Origin of the sequence: Marinobacterium sp. xm-d-579, from assembly GCF_013282935.1 — a bacterium.
Lineage (GTDB): Bacteria > Pseudomonadota > Gammaproteobacteria > Pseudomonadales > Balneatricaceae > Marinobacterium_E.
In genome coordinates, this window is record NZ_WBYP01000001.1 from 720,849 (window position 1) to 742,741 (window position 21,893).

General features: G+C 50.3%; 20 protein-coding genes and 1 rRNA gene. 12 read left to right on the top strand and 9 right to left on the bottom strand.

Annotated features, from left to right (window positions below; all coding sequences use genetic code 11):
• Window positions 1–144 precede the first annotated feature (144 nt).
• From XMD579_RS03725 to XMD579_RS03740, 4 genes are all read left to right on the top strand, one after another.
• The gene (locus XMD579_RS03725) at window positions 145–1,161 is read left to right on the top strand and encodes an amino acid ABC transporter substrate-binding protein (RefSeq protein ID WP_173480039.1); all 1,017 of its coding nucleotides are present in this window, start codon (window positions 145–147) and stop codon (window positions 1,159–1,161) included.
• A 74-nt stretch (window positions 1,162–1,235) separates the two neighbouring features.
• Complete coding sequence (locus XMD579_RS03730; protein WP_173480038.1) at window positions 1,236–2,456, top strand: amino acid ABC transporter permease; 1,221 nt, start codon at window positions 1,236–1,238, stop codon at window positions 2,454–2,456.
• Between the two features lie 9 nt (window positions 2,457–2,465).
• A complete protein-coding gene (locus XMD579_RS03735) occupies window positions 2,466–3,566 on the top strand; it encodes an amino acid ABC transporter permease (protein WP_173482814.1) in 1,101 nt (366 codons plus the stop codon).
• A gap of 2 nt (window positions 3,567–3,568) precedes the next feature.
• Window positions 3,569–4,333, top strand: a complete 765-nt coding sequence (locus XMD579_RS03740; RefSeq protein WP_173480036.1) for an amino acid ABC transporter ATP-binding protein — start codon at window positions 3,569–3,571, stop codon at window positions 4,331–4,333.
• 39 nt (window positions 4,334–4,372) lie between these two features.
• On the opposite strand, the gene XMD579_RS03745 is transcribed toward XMD579_RS03740, so the two are convergent.
• Window positions 4,373–5,332, bottom strand: coding sequence for an asparaginase (locus tag XMD579_RS03745; RefSeq protein WP_173480035.1), 960 nt, complete (start codon window positions 5,330–5,332; stop codon window positions 4,373–4,375).
• Window positions 5,325–6,341: a CYTH domain-containing protein gene (locus tag XMD579_RS03750; protein WP_173505850.1), complete on the bottom strand. Its 1,017-nt coding sequence runs from the start codon at window positions 6,339–6,341 to the stop codon at window positions 5,325–5,327. Before XMD579_RS03750 ends, XMD579_RS03745 begins: the two co-directional genes overlap by 8 nt.
• Before the next feature lie 119 nt (window positions 6,342–6,460).
• Between XMD579_RS03750 and argE the strand changes: the two genes are divergently transcribed.
• Both argE and argA read left to right on the top strand, forming a co-directional pair.
• Window positions 6,461–7,615, top strand: coding sequence for an acetylornithine deacetylase (gene argE, locus XMD579_RS03755; RefSeq protein ID WP_173480033.1), 1,155 nt, complete (start codon window positions 6,461–6,463; stop codon window positions 7,613–7,615).
• Window positions 7,616–7,617: 2 nt separating this feature from the next.
• Window positions 7,618–8,955, top strand: coding sequence for an amino-acid N-acetyltransferase (gene argA / locus XMD579_RS03760; RefSeq protein ID WP_173480032.1), 1,338 nt, complete (start codon window positions 7,618–7,620; stop codon window positions 8,953–8,955).
• Here the strand turns inward: argA and XMD579_RS03765 are convergent, their stop codons facing one another.
• The 3 genes from XMD579_RS03765 to XMD579_RS03775 are packed head-to-tail and all read right to left on the bottom strand — an operon-like array spanning window position 8,956 to window position 11,499.
• Window positions 8,956–10,350, bottom strand: coding sequence for an ATP-binding protein (locus XMD579_RS03765; RefSeq protein WP_254442888.1), 1,395 nt, complete (start codon window positions 10,348–10,350; stop codon window positions 8,956–8,958). It lies immediately after the preceding gene.
• On the bottom strand, window positions 10,328–11,008 hold the full coding sequence (locus XMD579_RS03770) for a response regulator transcription factor (protein WP_173480031.1): 681 nt from the start codon (window positions 11,006–11,008) through the stop codon (window positions 10,328–10,330). The genes XMD579_RS03765 and XMD579_RS03770 overlap by 23 nt, the downstream gene beginning before the upstream one ends.
• Window positions 11,005–11,499 carry a PepSY domain-containing protein gene (locus tag XMD579_RS03775; RefSeq protein WP_173480030.1) on the bottom strand — a complete coding sequence of 165 codons (495 nt, stop codon included), beginning with the start codon at window positions 11,497–11,499 and terminating at the stop codon, window positions 11,005–11,007. Before XMD579_RS03775 ends, XMD579_RS03770 begins: the two co-directional genes overlap by 4 nt.
• Window positions 11,500–11,687: 188 nt before the next feature.
• Here XMD579_RS03775 and ilvD point away from each other — a divergent pair, with 188 nt between their 5' ends.
• Complete coding sequence (gene ilvD, locus XMD579_RS03780; protein WP_173488965.1) at window positions 11,688–13,520, top strand: dihydroxy-acid dehydratase; 1,833 nt, start codon at window positions 11,688–11,690, stop codon at window positions 13,518–13,520.
• 56 nt (window positions 13,521–13,576) lie between these two features.
• On the opposite strand, the gene uvrA is transcribed toward ilvD, so the two are convergent.
• Complete coding sequence (gene uvrA, locus XMD579_RS03785) at window positions 13,577–16,399, bottom strand: excinuclease ABC subunit UvrA (protein ID WP_173505851.1); 2,823 nt, start codon at window positions 16,397–16,399, stop codon at window positions 13,577–13,579.
• 141 nt (window positions 16,400–16,540) lie between these two features.
• Here uvrA and ssb point away from each other — a divergent pair, with 141 nt between their 5' ends.
• From ssb to XMD579_RS03800, 3 genes are all read left to right on the top strand, one after another.
• Window positions 16,541–17,056, top strand: a complete 516-nt coding sequence (ssb, locus tag XMD579_RS03790; RefSeq protein WP_173480027.1) for a single-stranded DNA-binding protein — start codon at window positions 16,541–16,543, stop codon at window positions 17,054–17,056.
• 69 nt (window positions 17,057–17,125) lie between these two features.
• A complete protein-coding gene (locus XMD579_RS03795) occupies window positions 17,126–17,752 on the top strand; it encodes a LysE/ArgO family amino acid transporter (RefSeq protein ID WP_173482818.1) in 627 nt (208 codons plus the stop codon).
• A gap of 8 nt (window positions 17,753–17,760) precedes the next feature.
• Window positions 17,761–18,369 carry a LysE family translocator gene (locus XMD579_RS03800; protein ID WP_173480025.1) on the top strand — a complete coding sequence of 203 codons (609 nt, stop codon included), beginning with the start codon at window positions 17,761–17,763 and terminating at the stop codon, window positions 18,367–18,369.
• On the opposite strand, the gene XMD579_RS03805 is transcribed toward XMD579_RS03800, so the two are convergent.
• Both XMD579_RS03805 and XMD579_RS03810 read right to left on the bottom strand, forming a co-directional pair.
• Window positions 18,358–19,131, bottom strand: coding sequence for a sulfite exporter TauE/SafE family protein (locus XMD579_RS03805; RefSeq protein ID WP_173498780.1), 774 nt, complete (start codon window positions 19,129–19,131; stop codon window positions 18,358–18,360). The genes XMD579_RS03800 and XMD579_RS03805 overlap by 12 nt on opposite strands.
• A gap of 35 nt (window positions 19,132–19,166) precedes the next feature.
• Window positions 19,167–19,664 carry a hypothetical protein gene (locus tag XMD579_RS03810; RefSeq protein ID WP_173505852.1) on the bottom strand — a complete coding sequence of 166 codons (498 nt, stop codon included), beginning with the start codon at window positions 19,662–19,664 and terminating at the stop codon, window positions 19,167–19,169.
• 191 nt (window positions 19,665–19,855) lie between these two features.
• Here XMD579_RS03810 and XMD579_RS03815 point away from each other — a divergent pair, with 191 nt between their 5' ends.
• Both XMD579_RS03815 and XMD579_RS03820 read left to right on the top strand, forming a co-directional pair.
• Window positions 19,856–20,764 (top strand): dienelactone hydrolase family protein, encoded by a 909-nt coding sequence (locus tag XMD579_RS03815; protein ID WP_173505853.1) that lies wholly within the window; start codon window positions 19,856–19,858, stop codon window positions 20,762–20,764.
• Window positions 20,765–20,856: 92 nt separating this feature from the next.
• A complete protein-coding gene (locus tag XMD579_RS03820; protein WP_371815172.1) occupies window positions 20,857–21,339 on the top strand; it encodes a dienelactone hydrolase family protein in 483 nt (160 codons plus the stop codon).
• A 433-nt stretch (window positions 21,340–21,772) separates the two neighbouring features.
• Here the strand turns inward: XMD579_RS03820 and rrf are convergent.
• A 5S ribosomal RNA gene (gene rrf, locus XMD579_RS03825) occupies window positions 21,773–21,888 on the bottom strand.
• Window positions 21,889–21,893 lie beyond the last annotated feature (5 nt).

Consider the following 21,893-nt stretch of genomic DNA (forward strand, 5'->3'; position numbering starts at 1 on the left):
TATTTGATCAAAACACCCCGTTATACCGTAACTTTCAGACAATTTTTAACGATGAATGTCGATGAAAATGACTCACTGAAAATTGTTGGCACACTAGTTGCTGTGGAAAAAGAACAACAACCTACTCAAAAGAGGATCTACATAATGGCTAAGAAAGCTTTACTAACCGCTTCTATCCTTGCTGCAACAATGACTGCTGGTGCAGTTCAAGCAGCTACTCTTGACGATGTTAAGAGCCGTGGCACCCTAACTTGTGGTGTATCTACTGGTCTTGCAGGCTTCTCTCAAAAAGATGAGAACGGCAAATGGAGCGGTCTCGACGTTGATATGTGTCGTGCGGTTGCAGCTGCAGTACTTGGCGATTCAGAAGCTGTTCAATACAAACCGCTAACCGCTAAAGAGCGTTTCACTGCGCTAGCGTCTGGCGAAATCGACATGCTATCTCGTAACACGACTTGGACTCACACTCGTGATACATCACTAGGTATCAACTTTGCTGGTACTAACTACTACGACGGTGCGTCATTCATGGTCATGAAAGACCTAGGCGTATCAAGCGCAACTGAGCTAGACGGTGCAAACGCATGTATCCAAGCGGGTACCTCTACTGAGCTTGCAATCGCTGACTACTTCCGTGAGAACGGCATGTCATACAAAGCGGTTACTTTCGATACCTCTGACCAAACTCGTCAAGGTTTCGAATCAGGTCGTTGTGACTTCCTAACATCAGACGGTTCTCAGCTAGCGGCACTTCGTATCGGTCTAGCTAACCCAGGCAATGCAGTGATTCTTCCCGAAGTTATCTCTAAAGAGCCTCTAGGCCCAGTAGTTCGTCAAGGCGATGACCAGTGGTTCAACATTGTTAAGTGGTCTCTAAACGCAATGATCGAAGCAGAAGAGCAGAAGGTCACTTCTGCAAACGCAGCTGACATGAAAGCGAACGGCAACCCAGCTAACAAGCGTCTACTAGGTGCTGAAGGTGAACTAGGTGCTAACCTAGGTCTAAGTGCTGACTGGGCTTACAACATCATCACTCAAGTAGGTAACTACTCAGAGTCGTTTGAGCGTAACGTGGGTATGGATTCACCACTTAAGCTAGCACGTGGTATCAACGCGTCTTGGCGTGATGGCGGTATCCTATACGCACCAGCTATGCGCTAAAACCGAAGCGATCTAAAAAGGGGCACAACAGTGCCCCTTTCTGCGTGAAAGCACTCTATTTTTAGGTTAATTCAATGTTCAAACAAAAAACCATTGAAGAGGTTAAGTCAGCGAGCCGTAAATCGAGCTCCGGAACCACCTCCAACGCCTTTTATAACAACCCACGCATCCGCGGTTTCTTCTATCAGATCGCACTGGTCGCTGGGTTGCTCTATTTCTTTGGCACCATCATTGGCAACACGCTGGCCAACATGGAAGCGACGGGGATCAAAACCGGTTTCGACTTCTTAGGCGCAGCTGCAGGCTATGATGTCTTGATGTCGTTGATCTCCTTTGAGTCGACCGACACCTACGGACGAATATTTGTTGTCGGTTTCTTAAACACCCTTTTGGTCTCGGCCATCGGTATCTTCTTCGCGACGCTACTTGGATTTATCTTTGGTGTGGCGCACTTCTCGCATAACTGGTTGATTCGTAAGATTGCTCTGGTCTATGTAGAAATCTTCCGAAACGTACCGCTTCTGCTACAGGTGTTCTTCTGGTACTTCGCCGTTCTATCCAGTCTGCCTGGCGCTCGCCAAAGCTTGAGTTTAGGCGAAGCTGTGTTCCTCAACGTTCGCGGCCTCTACCTACCTAAACTGATTGGCGGCGATCTATCATCTTTGGTCTGGATCGCTTTAGGCGCTGCCGTTGCAGGAATTTTTGTACTGCGTCGCTGGGCCAAAAAACGTCAAGAGCTGACCGGCCAACAGTTCCCTGTGCTGAAGACCAGCATCGCCATGGTGATTCTATTTCCATTAATTGTTGCAGCGTTAACGGGCTTTCCATTCACCGTTGAATACCCAGCTCTAAAGGGCTTTAACTACTTCGGTGGTATTACCGTCATCCCAGAGCTGATGTCGCTTGCCATTGCGCTGTCGGTCTACACTGGTGCATTCATTGCCGAAGCCGTGCGTGCAGGTGTGCAATCGATTCCACACGGTCAAACAGAAGCGGCTCGCAGCATTGGTTTGCGTGAGAATAAGATCATGTCATTGATCATCGTGCCTCAGGCAATGCGTGTCATTGTGCCGCTACTTAACTCCGAGTATCAGTCACTGGTGAAGAACTCTACGCTAGCGGCGGCGGTCGGTTATCCCGATCTATTCAACGTATTTGTCGGCACCGCTCTTAACCAGACTGGACAAGCGATTGAGACCATCTTTATGACCATTATCGTCTACTTTGTGGTCAATATGGTGATCTCGTTCCTCATGAACCGATTTAACAGCGCGGTTGCGTTGGTGAGCCGATAGGAGAGCATAATGAAAGAATTTCAGCCTATTGCAGCCCGCCCGGCACCGATTAAAACCGTCGGTTTTACAGCCTGGCTGCGTGACAACCTTTTCTCTTCGATCCCGAACTCGGTCGTAACCCTTTCAGTCATTGCACTGTTGGCTTACTACCTACCACTTATCTTTGACTGGGCTTTTTGGTCGGCAAATTTCACCGGCACCACAGAAGATGCCTGTGTCAAAGAGGGGGCTTGTTGGGTCTTTATTAACGCTTGGTCTTACCAATTCTTCTATGGGACTTACCCTGTTGAAGAGGTATGGCGTATCAACCTAACCCTAGTCTTACTAGTGATGGTGATTGCGGCGTCATTCACGCTACCAAAATCGATTCGCCTGAAAGCTTCCATCACATCTTGGTTACTACTACCGATTGTGGGTATCGCTATCCTAGATGGTCGTTGGTTAGGTCTAGAGGTTGTCAGTACTGACCTTTGGGGTGGATTTACGCTCAACGTCTTTATGGCAGCCGCCAGCATTATCGTCGCCTTCCCATTCAGCTTCCTGTGGGCTTTGGGCCGTCGCTCAGAGATGCCATTTATCCGATCCGTTTCAGTTATCTTTATCGAGTTCTTCCGTGGTGTTCCGGTACTGTCGCTCTTCTTCATGGGCTCAGTCATGCTGCCACTCTTCTTTGCAGAAGGAACGAACGTCGATAAGTTGATTCGTGTCTGGTTGGTATTGATCTTCTTCATGTCAGGTTACATGGCAGAAGTGTTCCGTGGTGGTTTCCAAGCTGTCCCGTCGGGTCAATACGAAGCGGCAGATTCGATCGGCCTTAGCTACTGGCAGAAGATCCTGTTGATCATCTTGCCGCAGGTTATCAAAGTGTCGATGCCGAACATTCTGGCTACCTTTGTCATGCTGTTTAAGAACACAACCTTCTTGTTGATCATCGGCATCCCAGAAGTCGTTCAAACACTACAGACAGCTCTGTCTAACTCCTACTGGCTAGGTGGCCATGCGCTTGAAGGTTACCTATTCGTCTTCCTCGTGTTCTGGGGAAGCTGTTTCAGCATGTCGGTGCTTGCTCGCCGCATCGAACGTCAAATGAATACTGATAAGAGAGACTAATCATGACCGCAACTAACTCAGCAGCAGACTCTCAAGATGTCATCGTTATTGAGAACCTAAACAAGTGGTACGGTAATTTCCATGTACTACGTGATATCAATCTGCGTGTTAAAAAAGGTGAGCGTATCGTTATCTGTGGCCCGTCGGGCTCAGGCAAATCGACCACCATTCGCTGTATCAACCGCCTAGAGGAGTTCCAAGAGGGATCTCTAGTGGTTGACGGTGTCGAGATGATTGAAGATGTTAAGAATATCGAAAAGATCCGCCGCGACGTGGGCATGGTGTTCCAGCACTTCAACCTATTCCCGCACCTAACCATTCTGGAAAACCTAACACTCGGTCCGATCTGGGTTCAGAAGAAGCCAAAAGCGGAAGCTGAAGAGATCGCAATGAAGTACCTAGAGCGCGTTAAGATTCCTGATCAGGCTGATAAGTACCCAGGCCAGCTATCGGGTGGTCAGCAGCAGCGTGTCGCGATTGCGCGCTCCCTCTGTATGAACCCGAACATCATGCTGTTTGATGAGCCGACGTCAGCTCTCGATCCTGAGATGATCAAAGAGGTACTCGACGTCATGGTTGAGCTCGCTGAAGAGGGTATGACCATGTTGTGTGTGACACACGAGATGGGCTTCGCTAAGAAAGTTGCTGACCGTGTCATCTTCATGGATGCAGGACAAATTGTGGAAGAGAATGAACCCAACGAGTTCTTTAACAATCCACAGAACGAGCGTACTAAACTCTTCCTAAGTCAGATTCTGGGGCACTAATACAGAGCCTTCACCCCTCAATGAAGGCTAAAGCTCTTCTCAGGGCTGAAGCTCTCCACAAAGCGGTTGTTGCCATTGGGCCTCAACCGCTTTTTTGTCTAAGCCTTTTGCAAACAGATAGTGCAGCTTGGCAAAGGCCGCTTCAGGTGTCATATCAAAGCCCGGCAATGCGCCCAACTCTGCTAACAAAGCTCCGGTCTCATAAGCCCCTGGAATGACTCGACCTTTCAGACACTGGGTCATGTTGACCAACAGCACACCTTTCTCATGAGCACGCCTTAGTGCATCGCCAAAGTCACTGCTGGTCGTTGGAATATTGCCACTGCCAAAGCTCAACAACACAACAGCTCGCAGGCGATCATCCGTCAGAAGCCCATCCATGATAGCGGCAGACATTCCGGGGTAGATCAAAAGGGTCGCGACTGCGCCCTCTTGGTAGCCCAGCACTTCTGGAACCGCAGCTTCATGGATAGATGAGATCTCACCGTTTGGCATCTCAAAAGCGACATAGTCCTGAGCATCCACTTTTCGAACGCGGTTTGCCTGAAGATTAAGTCCGCCAAAACAGACACGAACGCCTTCAACATCAGGCTGGGCCAGATAGCTAAGCGAATCCAACAGGTTAGTTGGCGCATCACTGCCCTCAACACCTAAGGGGTACTGAGATCCCGTCACCACAACAGGCTGACTCAAACCCAGCAGCGCAAAGCTTAACGCCGATGCGGTGTACGCTAAGGTATCCGTGCCATGAATCACAATAAAGCCGGCATAGTGATGCTGTTCAGATAGGATCGTTTCGCAGATGCGCGTCCAATCATTTAAACGAAGATCGGAACTGTCGATGAGGGGAAGCAGGTCGACGAGATCAAATGAATAGTGCGCCAACTCTGGTACCTGTTCTCGCAGCCGTAATTCAAGATCGGCAGCGGGCGCCAGCCCGGCTTCACCTAGCACCATACCAAAGGTGCCACCGGTATTAATGATCAGAACCTTATTCATCACCCGCTCCTTGAGTCGTTTCACGAATGAAGTGAGCCGTTCTGAGCGCTAACTGACCGATTGAAGGATCATTCAAAAGATCAGCAGAGATCGATCGTGATCTCTCTTGAATGGTCTTATAAAAGGTTGGAGAGGAGCCGCTGAAATAGGCCAAATCATAAAGAGGCATGACTCGAGTAAGCAGTGCTTCGTACTCCTTCAGCAGCCCTGCAGAGGCTTCTAAATCACTTAACTGTCGCAACAGTGCAATCTGTTGTTCCAGGGCAGAACAGAGGGTGGTAATGACCGTTGGTGCGAGAGTGATTGGAATCAATTCATAACAGCGCTGCCAACAGATGGTCATGGCCGAGAGGCGCTCAACACGCTCAGCCAAATCGCCACGCTCCATGAGAAGCGATGGCAACTCTGGGGCAGGAGGGTGCTCGAATCGTAGCTCCCAGCCACGCTGCGCCTTGCTACGCTGACCAATCCACAGTGGGCTCAATCGAGTCAATTGTTCAGCAAGATCAAACAGAGCACTGGCATCGCCCTGTTTTAGCTCTAACTCCACTTCAGAGATCGGCTCAATACGATTACCGGTTCGTACTTCACCCTGATCACAAGCGATCTCGATCTGCGTCTGTTCGCGTTGATAGAGCCAAGTTGTGCGCTTAAAGTTGGTTGAAAAGACAGGGTAGAGGCTGTCACTGTCGAGATCGGCGGGCAGCAACTCCTTTAGAAGATCCAACTTGAGATTGGGCCCATCGATCACCCACTCATATTCACCACGAGTGGAGAGCCCCGATGCATCGGTTATCCCAGTCGTTTTCAAAGTCTGCAGCCACTGATCGCCAGATTTACGAATGCGCAGCGCCATTTTCATCCGTTTCAAAGACTCATCCGGCGTATCGTAGTAGAGATTGAGAAGGAGCTTTGATTCACTGGGTAAGTCACTTAAAAACGGCAGTGCGCAGACCTGTGCTGCCACAGTCGGAAGGCAACCTAACTTTAACTCAAGCTCTTTGGACATGATTCCATTCTCAATAACGCGGATGTTTAAGCCATTGTACAAGAGTTTTGAGCTCTGAATCAGTGACCAACGCACTGGAACAGGATAAAGTCAGATGAAATATTTATGGAGAGCCGACCATGCCCATGCCACCCAAGCCGATAGAGATGATCAGTTCACTGATAGCTGTGCCCTCTATCAGCTCAACCACACCGAAATGGGATCACTCAAACCTCGGCGTCATTGAGTTACTGCACAGCTGGTGTGAATCGCTAGGGTTTCAATGTGAGGTGATGCCGGTTCCCAACAACCCAGGCAAAGCCAATCTAATAGCAACCTTGGGCACAGGACCTGGCGGTCTCGTTCTCTCTGGCCATACCGATACTGTGCCCTGTGATCCAGAGCTGTGGAAATCAGACCCTTTTAAAGTCGAAGAGCGTGATCAAAAACTGTATGGGCTGGGCACCTGTGACATGAAAGGCTTTTTAGCACTGGCGATTGAAGCCGCCAAGCAATACAAAGATACACCCTTACAAGCACCGCTGATCATTCTCGCAACAGCCGATGAGGAGTCCTCGATGTCTGGGGCAAGAGCCTTGGTCGATGCGGGCAAACCCAAAGCACGTGCTGCGTTGATCGGCGAGCCGACCAGCCTGAAACCGATCAGAATGCATAAAGGCATGATGATGGAAGCGGTTCGCATTGAGGGGCAAGCGGGTCACTCATCCGATCCATCGCTTGGGGCCAATGCGCTAGAGGCGATGAGTGGTGTGATGAATGAGCTGCTCACAATACGCAGCGAGCTTCAGTCTAAGTATCAGAACTCAAACTTTAGAATCGACGTCCCGACCATGAATTTGGGCTGTATCCACGGTGGTGATAATCCCAATCGGATCTGTGGGCAGTGTGAGTTGGAGTTTGACCTTCGCCCGCTACCTGGCATGTCGATGGATGGACTGCGAAACCTAATCAGCGATCGGCTCAAGCCGATAGAGCAGAAGCACAGAGTGGATCTGAGTGTTCGCTCACTATTCCCCGGCATCCCTCCGTTTGAACAGAGCGAAAGCGAATTTGTGGCATGTGTCGAACGACTCACTGGACACAAAGCGGAAGCGGTCGCATTTGGCACAGAGGCGCCCTTCCTGCAGCAGATGGGGATGCAGACACTGGTACTCGGACCTGGGTCGATTGATCAGGCTCACCAGCCAGATGAGTTCTTAGCGCTGGATCAATTCGCTCCAACCCTCGATCTGTTGCATAATCTAATCAATCAATACTGTGTGAAAGGCTGTTAACGATGGATAGCTCATCGAACTATGTGAAGTGGTTTAGGCACTCATCACCCTACATCCACCATCATCGTGATAAAACGATGGTGATGATGCTGACGGGTGAAGCCGTTGCCAGCGACAACTTTGCTAACATTATTCATGACATTGCGCTGCTGAATGGCTTAGGTGTTAAGCTCGTTCTGGTGCACGGTGCGCGCCCACAAATTGATCAACGCCTTCAAGCTGCCGGCAAAGAGGTTAGACTGCACCACGATCAGCGTATTACCTCACCCGACCTAATGGGTGATGTCATTGATGCCGTGGCCAATGTCAGAACCGAATTTGAAGCACGCCTCTCTATGAGCCTTGCCAACACACCGATGCACGGCGCCAAAATACGTGTTGTTAGTGGCAACTTTGTTATGGCTAAACCGCTGGGTGTTCTTGATGGCGTGGACATGGGATTAACCGGCGAGCTGCGTCGCGTCGACAGTGAAGCGATTCAGCAGCAGTTAGCCCTAGAGAACATAGTGCTGGTGACCAACCTGGGTTACTCACCGACTGGAGAGATCTTCAACCTATCGGTTGAGGAGGTCGCAGTGAATGTAGCGACAGCATTGAACGCCGACAAACTTGTGCTGTTTGGCGCACAGCAGGGTATACGTGATAGCCAAGGCGAGTTACGCAGTGAACTGCTCGCGTCGACGGCTAAACGTCTGGTTTCGCACTATTTAGCGAATATTGATGACCCGACTCAACCACACTCCGAGATCGCTTGTCTGCTTGGTGCCGCGGCCGATGCTTGTGAGCGTGGTGTGCCACGTTGTCACCTAGTGAGCTACCAAGAGGATGGTGCACTGCTAACGGAACTGTTCACCCGAGACGGTTACGGCACAATGGTCAGCCGCCACTCCTATGAGCAGGTCAGGGAAGCGAGCATCGATGATGTCGGCGGTCTGATTGATCTTATCGCCCCTCTAGAGCAGGCCGGTGTGTTGGTGCGCCGCTCTAGAGAGCTGCTCGAATCTGAAATTGAGCGCTTCTCTGTCATTGAACGAGATAATGCGATCATTGGCTGTGCCGCCCTCTACCCCTTCCATGAAGAGGGCGTTGGTGAGCTTGCCGGAATAGCCGTCAGTGATGAGTATCGTGGTGGTGAACGTGGTGATAGTCTGCTTGAGCACATTACTGAGCGAGCTAAAGCCATTGGCCTTAAAGAGTTGTTTGTACTGACAACAAGAACCGCACACTGGTTCTTGGAGAGAGGCTTTGTAGAGCGCGATTTAAGCGCACTACCCACTGAACGTCAGGCGCTCTATAACTTTCAAAGAAACTCAAAAGTCTTCTTTAAAATCTTGGAGTAATCACTCCTCACCAGCCGGAAGGCGGAGTCTAATCTGGGCTCCGCCAAGCTCCGACTGCGCTATTTCGATACCCCCGTTGTAACTGCTGACAATATCCGTCACAACGGCTAAACCTATGCCCTGACCAGGTCGAGAGGTGTCGAGACGAGCACCTCGTTCAATGACAACCTGATGTTCCTCTGTCGAGATAGCTTGGCCATCATTCTCTATAACAATCTCTAACCACTGCTGCTCTTGCGTCGCAGAGAGACGAACCTGATGATCACAATACTTAAAGGCGTTCTCAATCAGATTACCCAGCATCTCCATCAGATCTCGTTCATCACCCGCGAAGAAATGATTTAACCCTTCACGCTCGACATCGATCTCTTTTGCGGCATAGACCCGGCCAAGTGCATTAACAATACGATCGACCGACAACAGCAGGCTGGTGGCGCCTGTCATAGCCTGCTCTTTAGACTTCACCGCACGGCTCAATTGATACTGCACAATCTGAGTCATGCGATCACTCTGCTCTTCAACCAAGCGTTTATAGCTCGATTGCGAGTGTTGCTCTTCTCCGGCACCACGAATCACTGCCAGTGGTGTTTTAAGACTGTGTGCAAGGTCGCCTAGGGTGTTGCGGTAGCGCTCTCGTTGCGAGCGCTCGGATTCGATCAGGCGGTTCAAGTTCTTGGTAATACGCTCCACCTCATAGGGATAGACACCTTCAAGCTTCTCCGCATCACCCTGCTCAATCATAGAGAGGTCGTCCGCAAGATCATCCAAGGGTTTCAGACCCCAACGAAGAATAAAGAACTGCAGCAAAAGAGCCAGCAAGTAGACCGCTAATAACCAACCCCACAACTGGCGTTGGAAGGCTAGCAGCTCTTCCATCGCGGCCGCATCTGAACTCACTATCGCGATGGTGTAACGAAACTCCTTCTCTTCAATCTCCCAAACCAGTGGGTAGACGTAGAGGTAGAATCCTTGATCTTTTAAGTGCTGAAATCGACTACTGCCCGGCTCCGGCTGGATGGTTGAAACCTGAATGAGAAACTGCTCTTCGAGCAGTGCACTCGACTCAGACTGCCAACGCAATAGACCTTGAGCATCGAACACCAGCCCTGATAATCCAGATTGGACCTGACTGAAACGCGGCTCTTGAAGGCGGCGTGGTAGGACGAGCTCCCCCTCCACCAGATCAGCGGACCCCAAAATACCATAGGTTTGCAGTTGCGCTTGGGAGCGCTCCGATGCAAACAGACTGCTCTCGTAGGCGTTCTGCAGTGCTGCACCGGCGAAAATAATCAGAATAGGGAGCAGCACAATCGACGCCCAAAGGAGTCGAGTCTGCAGAGATCCGGGCACCCATTTGATGCCCGAAAAGAACTTATTCAGAGGCTTCCAGAGCAAAACGATAGCCTAGACCTCGGACGGTCATGATCGGATGCAAGGTCTGATCAGGATCCAGTTTTTGACGAAGACGACGAACAAACACTTCCAACACATTGGAGTCGCGATCGTAATCTTGATGGTAGAGATGCTCAGTCAACTCAGCTTTAGAGATTGTCTTACCGGCGTGCACCATTAGGTACTCCAATGTGCGGTATTCATAGCTGGTCAGTTTAATTTCTGAGCCATTAACAAATACGGCACGTGCGACCGTATCCAAAGTAATGGGGCCAAAGGTCATCTGCGGGGAGGCGTGACCAGCTGCACGACGAAGCAGTGCATTCACGCGCGCATTCAGCTCTTCCATGTGAAAAGGTTTAACAAGGTAATCGTCAGCGCCCGCTTCTAACCCCTCTACCTTATCCTGCCAATCACCGCGTGCCGTAAGAATCAAAATAGGAAACTGTCTCTGCGCTTTACGCCAGCCTCGAATAACATCAAGGCCTGACATGCCGGGTAGGCCAATATCGACAATCGCAAGATCGTATTCAAACTCACTGCCCTGGTAGAGCGCTTCGTTACCATCACCGCAATCTTCTACAGTATAAGCACGACCCGATAGACCGCTGACTAGCTGACGACGTAGATCCGGATCGTCCTCAACGACGAGTATTTTCACTGTGCAGCCTCCTCACTTAAAGGAGCTTTCTCGCTTACAGGAACATCCTCGGTTACCGTATCCGATTCAGCTTCTGCAGCAAGCGGCTCTTCAAGAGGCTTAATAATGTCACCATTAGCTGCATCAATAACGACGTCTTTAACACGCCCTTCGTTAACAATACGGATAGTGAAAAGAAGCAGTCCAGCTTCGTCCGGTGTCTCTTCCGCTTTCACCACTTCACCACCGAATGTGTCGATGGCCAGATCAGCTGCAGCCTTAAGATCAAAGGGCAATTGCACATCAGCCACACTCACTTCAGCGGCACTGGTCGACTCAGGGGTGACAACAGGATCAATGACACCTTCAGGAATTGCAACGGCTTCAGGCGAAGTAACATCTGCTTCAACAACAGCAGTAACCGCATCGGCCACGGCCTCTTTATCAGCGGCACTAGCAACAGAAAACCCCAAAAACACGGGGCTCAACATCAACAAAAATAAGTGTTTCAAACACTCCTCCAAACACGAGGATAGAACAATGATTATTAGAATAACTCAGCACATATTAATTGAGTCTGAATCGGTAAAAAACCCTACTCAGAATAAGGAACCTGCGAACAAGTCTTTAAGCTGATCATTTCGTTCAATCTGATATACTGAGTGGATAATTTTTTGGCGTAATCAAAAGAGAGAAGACGATGCCACAGTACCGTTCAAAAACATCCACCGCTGGCCGCAATATGGCTGGTGCCCGCGCGCTTTGGCGTGCAACTGGCATGAAAGATGATGACTTTCACAAACCGATCATTGCCGTAGCCAACTCATTTACTCAGTTCGTTCCCGGCCACGTTCACCTAAAAGACATGGGGCAGCTAGTCGCACGTGAGATCGAACGTGCGGGCGGTGTTGCAAAAGAGTTCAACACCATTGCCGTCGATGACGGCATCGCGATGGGCCACGACGGTATGCTCTACTCTCTACCTAGCCGTGACATCATCGCCGACTCAGTGGAGTACATGGTGAACGCACACTGTGCCGATGCCATTGTCTGCATCTCTAACTGTGACAAGATCACACCGGGAATGTTGATGGCCTCTATGCGCCTGAACATCCCTGTTATCTTCGTCACCGGCGGCCCAATGGAAGCCGGCAAGACAAAACTAGCAGAGCACAAACTCGATCTAGTCGATGCAATGGTACTGGCAGCCGATCCAACGGCTTCCGATGAGACAGTAGACGCCGTTGAGCGCTCAGCCTGTCCAACCTGTGGTTCTTGTTCTGGTATGTTTACGGCCAACTCGATGAACTGTTTGGCAGAAGCTTTAGGTCTTGCTCTACCAGGTAACGGTACGGTCGTGGCAACCCACGCTGACCGTGAAAACCTCTTCCTAGAGGCAGGCCGCCGCATCGTTGAGATGGCAAAGGACTACTACGAGAATGACAACGAACGCGTTCTACCTCGTAGCGTTGGATTCAAAGCCTTTGAAAACGCGATCACGCTGGATATCGCAATGGGCGGTTCTACCAATACCATTCTTCACCTTCTAGCGATTGCTCAAGAGGCAGAGATCGACTTCACATTGGCTGACATCGATCGTCTTTCACGCGTCGTCCCACAGCTCTGTAAAGTGGCGCCAAATACACCTAAATACCACATTGAAGATGTACACCGTGCGGGTGGCATCATGGCCATTTTGGGTGAGCTCGATCGTGGCGGCAAATTACACACCGACGTTCCAAGCGTAGCTGGTAAAGATATGGCTGAAGTGCTCGACAAATGGGACATCATGCGTAATCCAACACCGGAAGTCGTTGAGTTCTACAAAGCGGGTCCTGCCGGCATTCCAACTCAACAAGCCTTCTCTCAATCGACGCGCTGGCCATCTCTTGATGGGGATCGCGCCGAGGGTTGTATCCGTTCAGTAGAGCACGCTTTCTCTCAAGAGGGTGGCCTAGCGGTACTGTTCGGCAACCTAGCTCAAGATGGTTGTGTTGTGAAAACAGCCGGTGTTGATGACTCGATCCTTGTGTTTGAAGGACCCGCACACATCACCGAATCTCAAGACGAAGCGGTTGATCACATCCTAAACGACCAGGTCAAAGCGGGTGACGTTGTCATTGTTCGTTACGAAGGCCCTAAGGGTGGCCCAGGCATGCAAGAGATGCTCTACCCAACGTCATACATCAAGTCTAAGGGTCTAGGTAAAGCCTGTGCTCTACTTACTGATGGTCGTTTCTCGGGTGGTACTTCAGGCCTATCGATCGGTCACGTCTCACCAGAAGCTGCTGGTGGCGGTAACATCGGTCTTGTTCGAGATGGCGATATGATTCGTATCGACATTCCGAATCGCACCATCGATGTGCTTGTCAGCGATGAAGAGCTAGCGACTCGTCGCGCAGCTCAAGATGCTGCGGGATGGAAGCCTGCTAAAGAGCGTCCTCGTAAAGTCTCTGCAGCGCTAAAAGCCTACGCGAAACTCGTTACGGCAGCAGATAAGGGTGCCGTTCGCGATCTTAGTCAGCTGGACTGATCTCAAGCGACATAAAAAAGCCGGCAGATGTGCCGGCTTTTTTGTAGCTGTCGGTTTTAGAGCATCGGTTTCAGGAAACGCCCTGTCTCGGACCCTTGAGTATCAGCCACCTGCTCAGGGGTTCCTTCAGCGACAATACTGCCACCGCCACTGCCACCTTCAGGCCCCAAGTCGACTATCCAATCCGCCGTTTTAATCACATCGAGGTTGTGCTCGATGACAACGATGGTATTGCCGTGATCGCGCAGACGATTGAGAACAGTCAACAACTGTTCAATATCATAGAAGTGCAGACCAGTCGTCGGCTCATCGAGAATGTAGAGTGTTTTTCCCGTATCACGCTTAGAGAGCTCTTTGGCCAACTTAACGCGCTGCGCCTCACCACCAGACAGGGTCGTTGCCGCTTGGCCTAATCGGATGTAACTCAAGCCGACATCGATCAGAGTCTGTAGTCGGCGAGCCAAGGCTGGGATAGCATCGAAGAACTCTCGTGCGTCCTCAACCGTTTGGTCCAACACTTCGTGGATGTTTTTACCCTTGTACTGAACTTCCAGAGTTTCGCGGTTGTAACGCTTCCCTTTACAAACATCACAGGGCACGTACACATCCGGTAGGAAGTGCATCTCTACCTTAATAACACCATCACCTTGACAGGCTTCACAGCGTCCGCCTTTAACGTTGAAGCTGAATCGGCCAGGTTTGTAGCCACGTGAACGAGCCTCTTGGGTACCGGCAAATAGCTCACGTACTTGAGTAAAGATACCGGTGTAAGTTGCAGGGTTTGAACGAGGGGTACGACCGATTGGACTCTGATCGATATCGATCACCTTATCGAAGTGGTCCATACCGACCACCTTCTTATACGGAGCTGGCGTTAAGGTCGTCGCGTTATTCAGTTCCGTTGCCGCAATCGGGTAGAGCGTATTATTAATTAGTGTCGACTTACCAGAGCCCGATACACCGGTGATACAGGTAAACAGGCCAACCGGAATCTCTAGGTCGACGTTTTGCAGATTGTTACCAGAGGCCCCAAACAGTTTGAGCGACTTCTTAGGATCACGCTCATGGCGCTGCTTGGGCACCTCAATGGCACGCTTGCCGGAGAGGTATTGACCAGTAAGTGAGCGCTCACTGTTAACGATATCCTCATAGCTTCCAGAACCAACAACCTCGCCACCGTGTACACCGGCACCAGGACCAATATCAATAATATGATCAGCTTGGCGGATCGCATCCTCGTCGTGCTCAACGACAATCACGGTATTACCCAGGTCGCGTAGATGCTCAAGCGTCTTCAAAAGACGCTCATTATCGCGTTGGTGCAGACCGATAGAGGGCTCATCTAGGATGTACATCACACCGACTAGACCGGCACCAATCTGACTGGCCAGACGAATACGCTGAGCTTCGCCGCCTGATAGAGTCTCTGCACTGCGCTCTAGAGAGAGGTAATCAAGTCCGACATTGACAAGGAAGCTGAGTCGTTCACGGATCTCTTTCAGCACTTTCTCTGCGATCTCGCCCTGTTTTCCCTCTAGCTTCAAGCCATTGAAGTAGTCCAATGCTGAACCAATGGGGTAACGTACAAGCTCTGGCAGTGTCTTGTCATCGATGAATACGTGACGCGCTTCACGACGCAGACGACTGCCAGAACAACTCGGACAAGGCTGCATGTTGATGTACTTCGCTAAGTCATCACGCACCATGTCTGACTCAGTCTCTTTATAACGACGCTCAAGGTTATTAATAACCCCTTCAAAAGCGTGTGATTTAGAGACGATATCGCCACGATCATTCAGGTAGCGGAATGGTACTGTCTCAGTACCGCTGCCATAGAGGATCACCTCTTGATGCTTTTTAGACAGATCCTTAAACGGCGTATCGATATCAAAGCCGTAGTGTTCGGCAACTGCTTTAAGCTGTTGGAAATAGTAAAGCGTGCGTCGATCCCAACCACGAATTGCCCCTTCAGAGAGCGTCAGAGTGTTATCTTGAACAACCTTGTTGGGATCAAAATACTGCTTAACCCCCAAACCATCGCAGCTTGGGCAAGCGCCGTGTGGGTTGTTGAAAGAGAAGAGGCGCGGCTCTAGCTCTTGAATGGAGTGCCCACACTTAGGACAAGCAAAACGCGCAGAGAAGATCATCTCTTCGCCCGCACCCTCATCCATCCAATCAACCGTTGCCAGACCGTCGGTAAGATTGATGGCGGTTTCAAACGACTCAGCAAGACGTTGCTGTAGGTCAGATCGCACTTTAAAACGATCTACGACCACATCAATACAGTGCTTCTTGTTCTTATCGAGCGCCGGGACATCATCTAAATCAACAACCGTGCCATCAATACGAGCTCGAACAAAGCCTTGGGCTCTTAACTCATTCAAAGTGTGCAGATGCTCGCCTTTACGATCCTGCACAACAGGTGCCAGTAGCATCAGTTTAGACCCCTCTGGCAGTGCCAACACTTGGTCGACCATCTGACTGATAGTTTGCGCCTTTAGAGGTAGATCATGATCAGGACAACGCGGTTCACCCGCACGAGCGTAAAGAAGGCGCAGGTAGTCATAGATCTCAGTAATGGTACCGACCGTTGAACGCGGGTTGTGGGAGGTCGACTTCTGCTCAATAGAGATGGCCGGCGAGAGACCTTCAATGTGGTCCACCTCGGGTTTTTCCATCATCGATAGGAACTGACGCGCGTAGGTAGAGAGTGACTCGACATAACGTCGCTGTCCCTCAGCATAGAGCGTATCGAAGGCAAGTGAGGACTTACCAGATCCCGATAGACCGGTGACTACGACTAACTTATCGCGGGGTATCTCTAGATCGATCCCTTTAAGGTTATGGGTGCGCGCACCGCGTACCAGAATTGTGTCCATTACTGCTCCGGCCGTGAAAAAACGAGTACTATATCATGCAGTTCAATACGACAGATAAGTAGATTGCAATTACGGCTGAATCGCCGCTTTTGATCTGTTAAAGTAACCTAAATTGATTAAAGTTTTTGTGCGGAGATAAGAATGGCACGCGGTATTAATAAAGTAATTCTAGTGGGTAACATTGGTGGTGACCCAGAGACTCGTTACATGCCAAACGGTGGTGCGGTGACCAACATCACACTGGCAACCAGTGACTCTTGGAAAGACAAGAACACGGGGCAAATGAACGAACGTACCGAGTGGCACCGCATTGTATTCTTTAACCGCCTTGCTGAGATCGCTGGTGAGTACCTTCGCAAAGGTTCAAAAGTCTACGTTGAAGGCGCACTGCGTACCCGTAAATGGCAGGGTCAAGATGGCCAAGATCGCTACACTACTGAAATCGTAGCGAGCGAAATGCAGATGCTAGATGGCCGAAATGGCGGTGGCGACAACATGGGCGGCGGTTACCAACAGCAGGGCGGCGATATGGGTTACAACCAACAACCTCAGCAAAGTGCACCGCGTCAACAAGCGCCTCAGCAGGCGCCGCAACAACAAGCCCCGCAACAGCAGCCTCCTGCGTTTGATGACTTTGATGATGACATCCCGTTCTAAGCGATCGCTTAGATAGGATAGCCATCAAGAAGCCACGAACTCCGTGGCTTCTTTTGGTTTGGACCGACTATGACATTGCTACCGACTGCTTACATTACAGGTGCCATTACCGGAGCGAGCTTAATCGCTGCGATTGGTGCTCAAAATGCCTTTGTATTAACCCAAGGAGTTAAGCAGCACTACTTTTGGCAGATTGCCCTCACCTGCGCATTGATCGATACCCTGTTAATTTTTGCGGGTGCCGCCGGCATGGGTGCTTTAATCAATCGCTCCGAGCTATTTTTAACCTTGGTTACCTGGGGCGGTGCTGCCTTTTTGATACTCTATGGATGCAAAGCAGGGTTGTCGGCACTCAAAAGCAACACTCTACAAGCTAATAAAAGCGCAGGTTTTAGCAGCCTCTCTACAGCATTGATGGCAACCGCAGCCTTAAGCCTGCTTAACCCCCATGTCTACCTAGATACTGTGGTACTACTGGGCAGCATTGCAGGGCGTTATGACAGCCTAGACACTTATTGGTTTGCAGCCGGTGCATCCAGTTTCTCTCTGCTCTGGTTTTTAACCATTAGCTACGGTGCGAGAGCGCTTACACCTCTGTTTGCCAATCCACTGGCTTGGCGCGTATTAGATTGCCTCGTAGCCCTTACTATGTGGACAATAGCTTACCTGCTGTTAACCGACTCTTTAGGGAAATAGGGAGAGATATGAACGAAGCTCAATGGTGGATATTCCTTCCAGCCTGTATCGGGATGAACTTTTTCCCTGGTCCCAATAACCTGATAGCACTGATACATGGGACACGCACTTCACTCTTTGCTGCATCAGTTGCCGGTCTTGCGCGTCTACCCGTCATGGTGGTGATGCTGGTTCTGCTTGCTTATGGCCTAGAAGCGCTGCTTGCACTAAGCGAACACGCTTTCTTTGTTATGAAGCTAATCGGTGCCGCTTACTTGCTCTACATGGCCTGGCAATCACTCCGTGCACAGGTCAACCTGAACAGTGTCGATGCACAAGAGACAAAAATCTGGGAGATGGCTCGATCAGAAGCGATCGTCGCCTCAACCAACCCTAAGTTGATCCTGATCTTCACCGCCTTCTTTCCACAATTTATGGATCCAACAGCCAATATCGCCGAGCAGGTTACTGTCATGGGCGGAACCTTTATTGTGATAGAGATCGGTGCGTTAATTGCTTATGCATCGGGTGGCCGCTGGTTGCAGAAAAAGCTCGCTGATGAGTCAAACACTAAGTGGTTGGCACGTTTCACCGCAACAGCATTAACGGCCGCGGCTGGTTTGGTGTTAATGCCATAAAAACGATTCGACCCCCTGCCACAGTAATCGCAGCGCAAGCAGAGTAATGACCAGTCGAAACAGCTGATTAAAGAGATCAGAAGAGATCTTGTGCAGAATGTTGAGTCCGACCCAAGTGCCTATTGCGCCCGATAGGATCATCAATGAGATGAGGGGCAGCCACTCAAGAAATGAGAATCCAACAAACGCGAACACAACACCCTTTAATAGATGCTGCCCCGTCAATGCTGCGGCCATTGTCGCTACTTTCGATAGCTTATCCGCTCCAGTGCGGTAGACAAGCCCACCGACTAAAGGGCCGGTTGCTCCAACAAACATCGAGATAATCGTGGTTAACCCGCCTGCTACAACTGCCCCTTTTGGAGAGAGACCTCCCCCTTTCGGTTTAGGCCCCCAAACGATCCATAATATAAATAGGCCAACCGCAATTTGAATCCACGTCAGGGGCAACTGAACGACGATGAACGACGCAATCACCGCTCCTATGACGGCACCCGCCATAAATTGAGCGATCAATGGACGATCAATATGGCGCCAAGTCAGCACTGCACGATTAAAATTAGAGCCAAATTGGACCAATCCATGCACCGGAATCAGTGCAGCAAGCGGCATTATCTGCGCCAAGACCGCTAGCAACAGCGCGCCGCCACCAATGCCAAGCGTTGCCGTTAGCAGCGAGGTAAAGCCTGAAAGCACAATTAGAAACCAAGATTCTGATACGGTCAGCAAATCGGGTAGCAGGGCGTTAATGGATGCGAGCATAGTAAATAAACTGTTAATGGAATTTTGACGCGGTCTTAATGGACCAGGGCCGGCTGAGTCACTGAGGGGGACTGCTGAAGCCAACTAGGCCATTTATCATAGTGCCACTCAGCGACCTCAAATAGCCGGTGCATAATATTCAGCCACTGACGAGCATTAACACGAGGCATGGCAAGAGTGGCACACTCCTCATCACAGAATAGCTTTAACGTCAGTCGCTCATGCGAGACATTCAGATCAACACGATTGATTAACCACTCAGAACTGCACTCTATCGCCTTAACAGGTGCCTCTTCGACCTGAGCTTGTTGAGCACGGTATTGAGTAAATGATTGAAGAGTATCCGACTCAGGACGCCCCACTGTCTCTGATTCAATCGCTTTAACCATCGCCCCAATGAGTCGCACCAAAAGACGACGCGTTAGCCAAATGACAATCGTTTGCTGCTGACTCTCTTCGACCACCATTCGAATTCGGTCCTCAGACGGTGAGAACTCGGTGGTGAAGCGATTAATAGTGAAATCTGATGGCATATTAGAATTAGAAAAACGGAACGAATGGCACGCAGCCCGACACAAGCAGGGCCGTTAATAAAAATATCATTAGGCGCATTTCAAAATCCTAAGCTATAAATAAGAGACTAATTATAGAGTTTGCTCCAGTAGTAAGAAACCGACGTATAGGCAAAAGAGTATCTGTAAATCATCAGCACAGGAGTGCAACCATGGATATGAAACAAAAAGAACAAACCCCGCTGACCATTCCTCAGGTCGCGTTTGATTGGTACGACGAATATGCACACGGTGATATTGACCGACGCACCTTCCTAGCGCGCTTAGGCACTTTAGGCATTGCAGGATTAACCCTAGGTGCTATGACGACAGCGCTGACACCGAACTACGCCCTAGCGGAACAGGTCTCATTCAATGATCCTGATATCAAAGGGAGATATGTCGAGTTTGATTCGCCTGAAGGTCATGGAAAAGGGCGCGGATACCTAGTTGTTCCAGCAGGGGTCGATGAGATGAATGATGCGCCGACCGTGCTGGTTGCCCACGAGAACCGTGGTTTGAATCCATACATTGAAGACGTCGCTAGACGTCTTGCTAAAGCAGGCTATATTGCCTTTGCACCCGATGCTCTCTATCCATTGGGTGGTTATCCAGGCAATGATGACGAAGGCCGCGCAATGCAACGCACCTTAGAACGTAGCAAAATCGTAGCAGACTTCATTGCAGCCGCTCAGTTTATTAAGAATCACGAGTTCAGCAGTGGCAAACTGGGCATGGTTGGATTCTGTTTTGGTGGATACCTAGTCAACCAACTGGCGATCGATCTAGGATCAGATTTGAACGCCGGTGTCCCTTTCTATGGAACGCCTGCTGAAGACGGATTTGAGAAGATCACTGCTCCATTACAATTCCACTTTGCAGAGCTCGATAAGCGGGTGAATGGCACCTGGGTCGACTATCAACCGATTCTGGATAAGCTAGGTAAAACTTATACCGCTCACACCTACGCAGGAGTGAACCACGGCTTCCACAACGACTCGACTGCACGCTACAGCGAAGCTGAAGCAGAGCTGGCTTGGGAGAGAACCTTAGCGTTCTTTGCCGAGCATTTGAGGGGGTAGTTGGAGCGGTCTTGCAAAGGCCGGGAAGGTTGGGCGCGTAATTGGACAGCAGATGACAGGCTAAAGCCAGTCACTGGTGTGCTTACTATCCATTGGGTGGTTATCCAGGCAATGATGACGAAGGCCGCGCAATGCAACGCACCTTAGAACGTAGCAAAATCGTAGCAGACTTCATTGCAGCCGCTCAGTTTATTAAGAATCACGAGTTCAGCAGTGGCAAACTGGGCATGGTTGGATTCTGTTTTGGTGGATACCTAGTCAACCAACTGGCGATCGATCTAGGATCAGATTTGAACGCCGGTGTCCCTTTCTATGGAACGCCTGCTGAAGACGGATTTGAGAAGATCACTGCTCCATTACAATTCCACTTTGCAGAGCTCGATAAGCGGGTGAATGGCACCTGGGTCGACTATCAACCGATTCTGGATAAGCTAGGTAAAACTTATACCGCTCACACCTACGCAGGAGTGAACCACGGCTTCCACAACGACTCGACTGCACGCTACAGCGAAGCTGAAGCAGAGCTGGCTTGGGAGAGAACCTTAGCGTTCTTTGCCGAGCATTTGAGGGGGTAGTTGGAGCGGTCTTGCAAAGGCCGGGAAGGTTGGGCGCGTAATTGGACAGCAGATGACAGGCTAAAGCCAGTCACTGGTGTGCTTAACTCACTACGAAGCTACGGTGACTGGCCTTCAGCCTGTCATCCGCTATTGACGTCGGCAGAGACTTTTTAAAACCGTTGGAGCGGTCTTGCAAAGGCCGCGATGGATTTGGCAGAGATCCTGTACGAAGTTCGAAATGACCTACAATAGGTTACGAACGGTGTTCGAGTGAATGACCTACAATAGGTGCCGAGCGTTGCTCGTCATCGCTTCGCGACGCTTGCAGCGCCTCCCCGCCGCACTTTCAGTGCATGCGTGGTCACATGGGCATTCGCTCAGAAGTCTCCTTGCTACCAAAAAACAAAAAACCCCAGGACCTTTCGGTACTGGGGTTCTTTGTTTATTAGGTGCCTGGCAATGACCTACTCTCACATGGGGAAACCCCACACTACCATCGGCGATGACGCGTTTCACGACTGAGTTCGGTAAGGGATCAGGTGGTTCCACGTCTCTATTGTCACCAGGCAAAA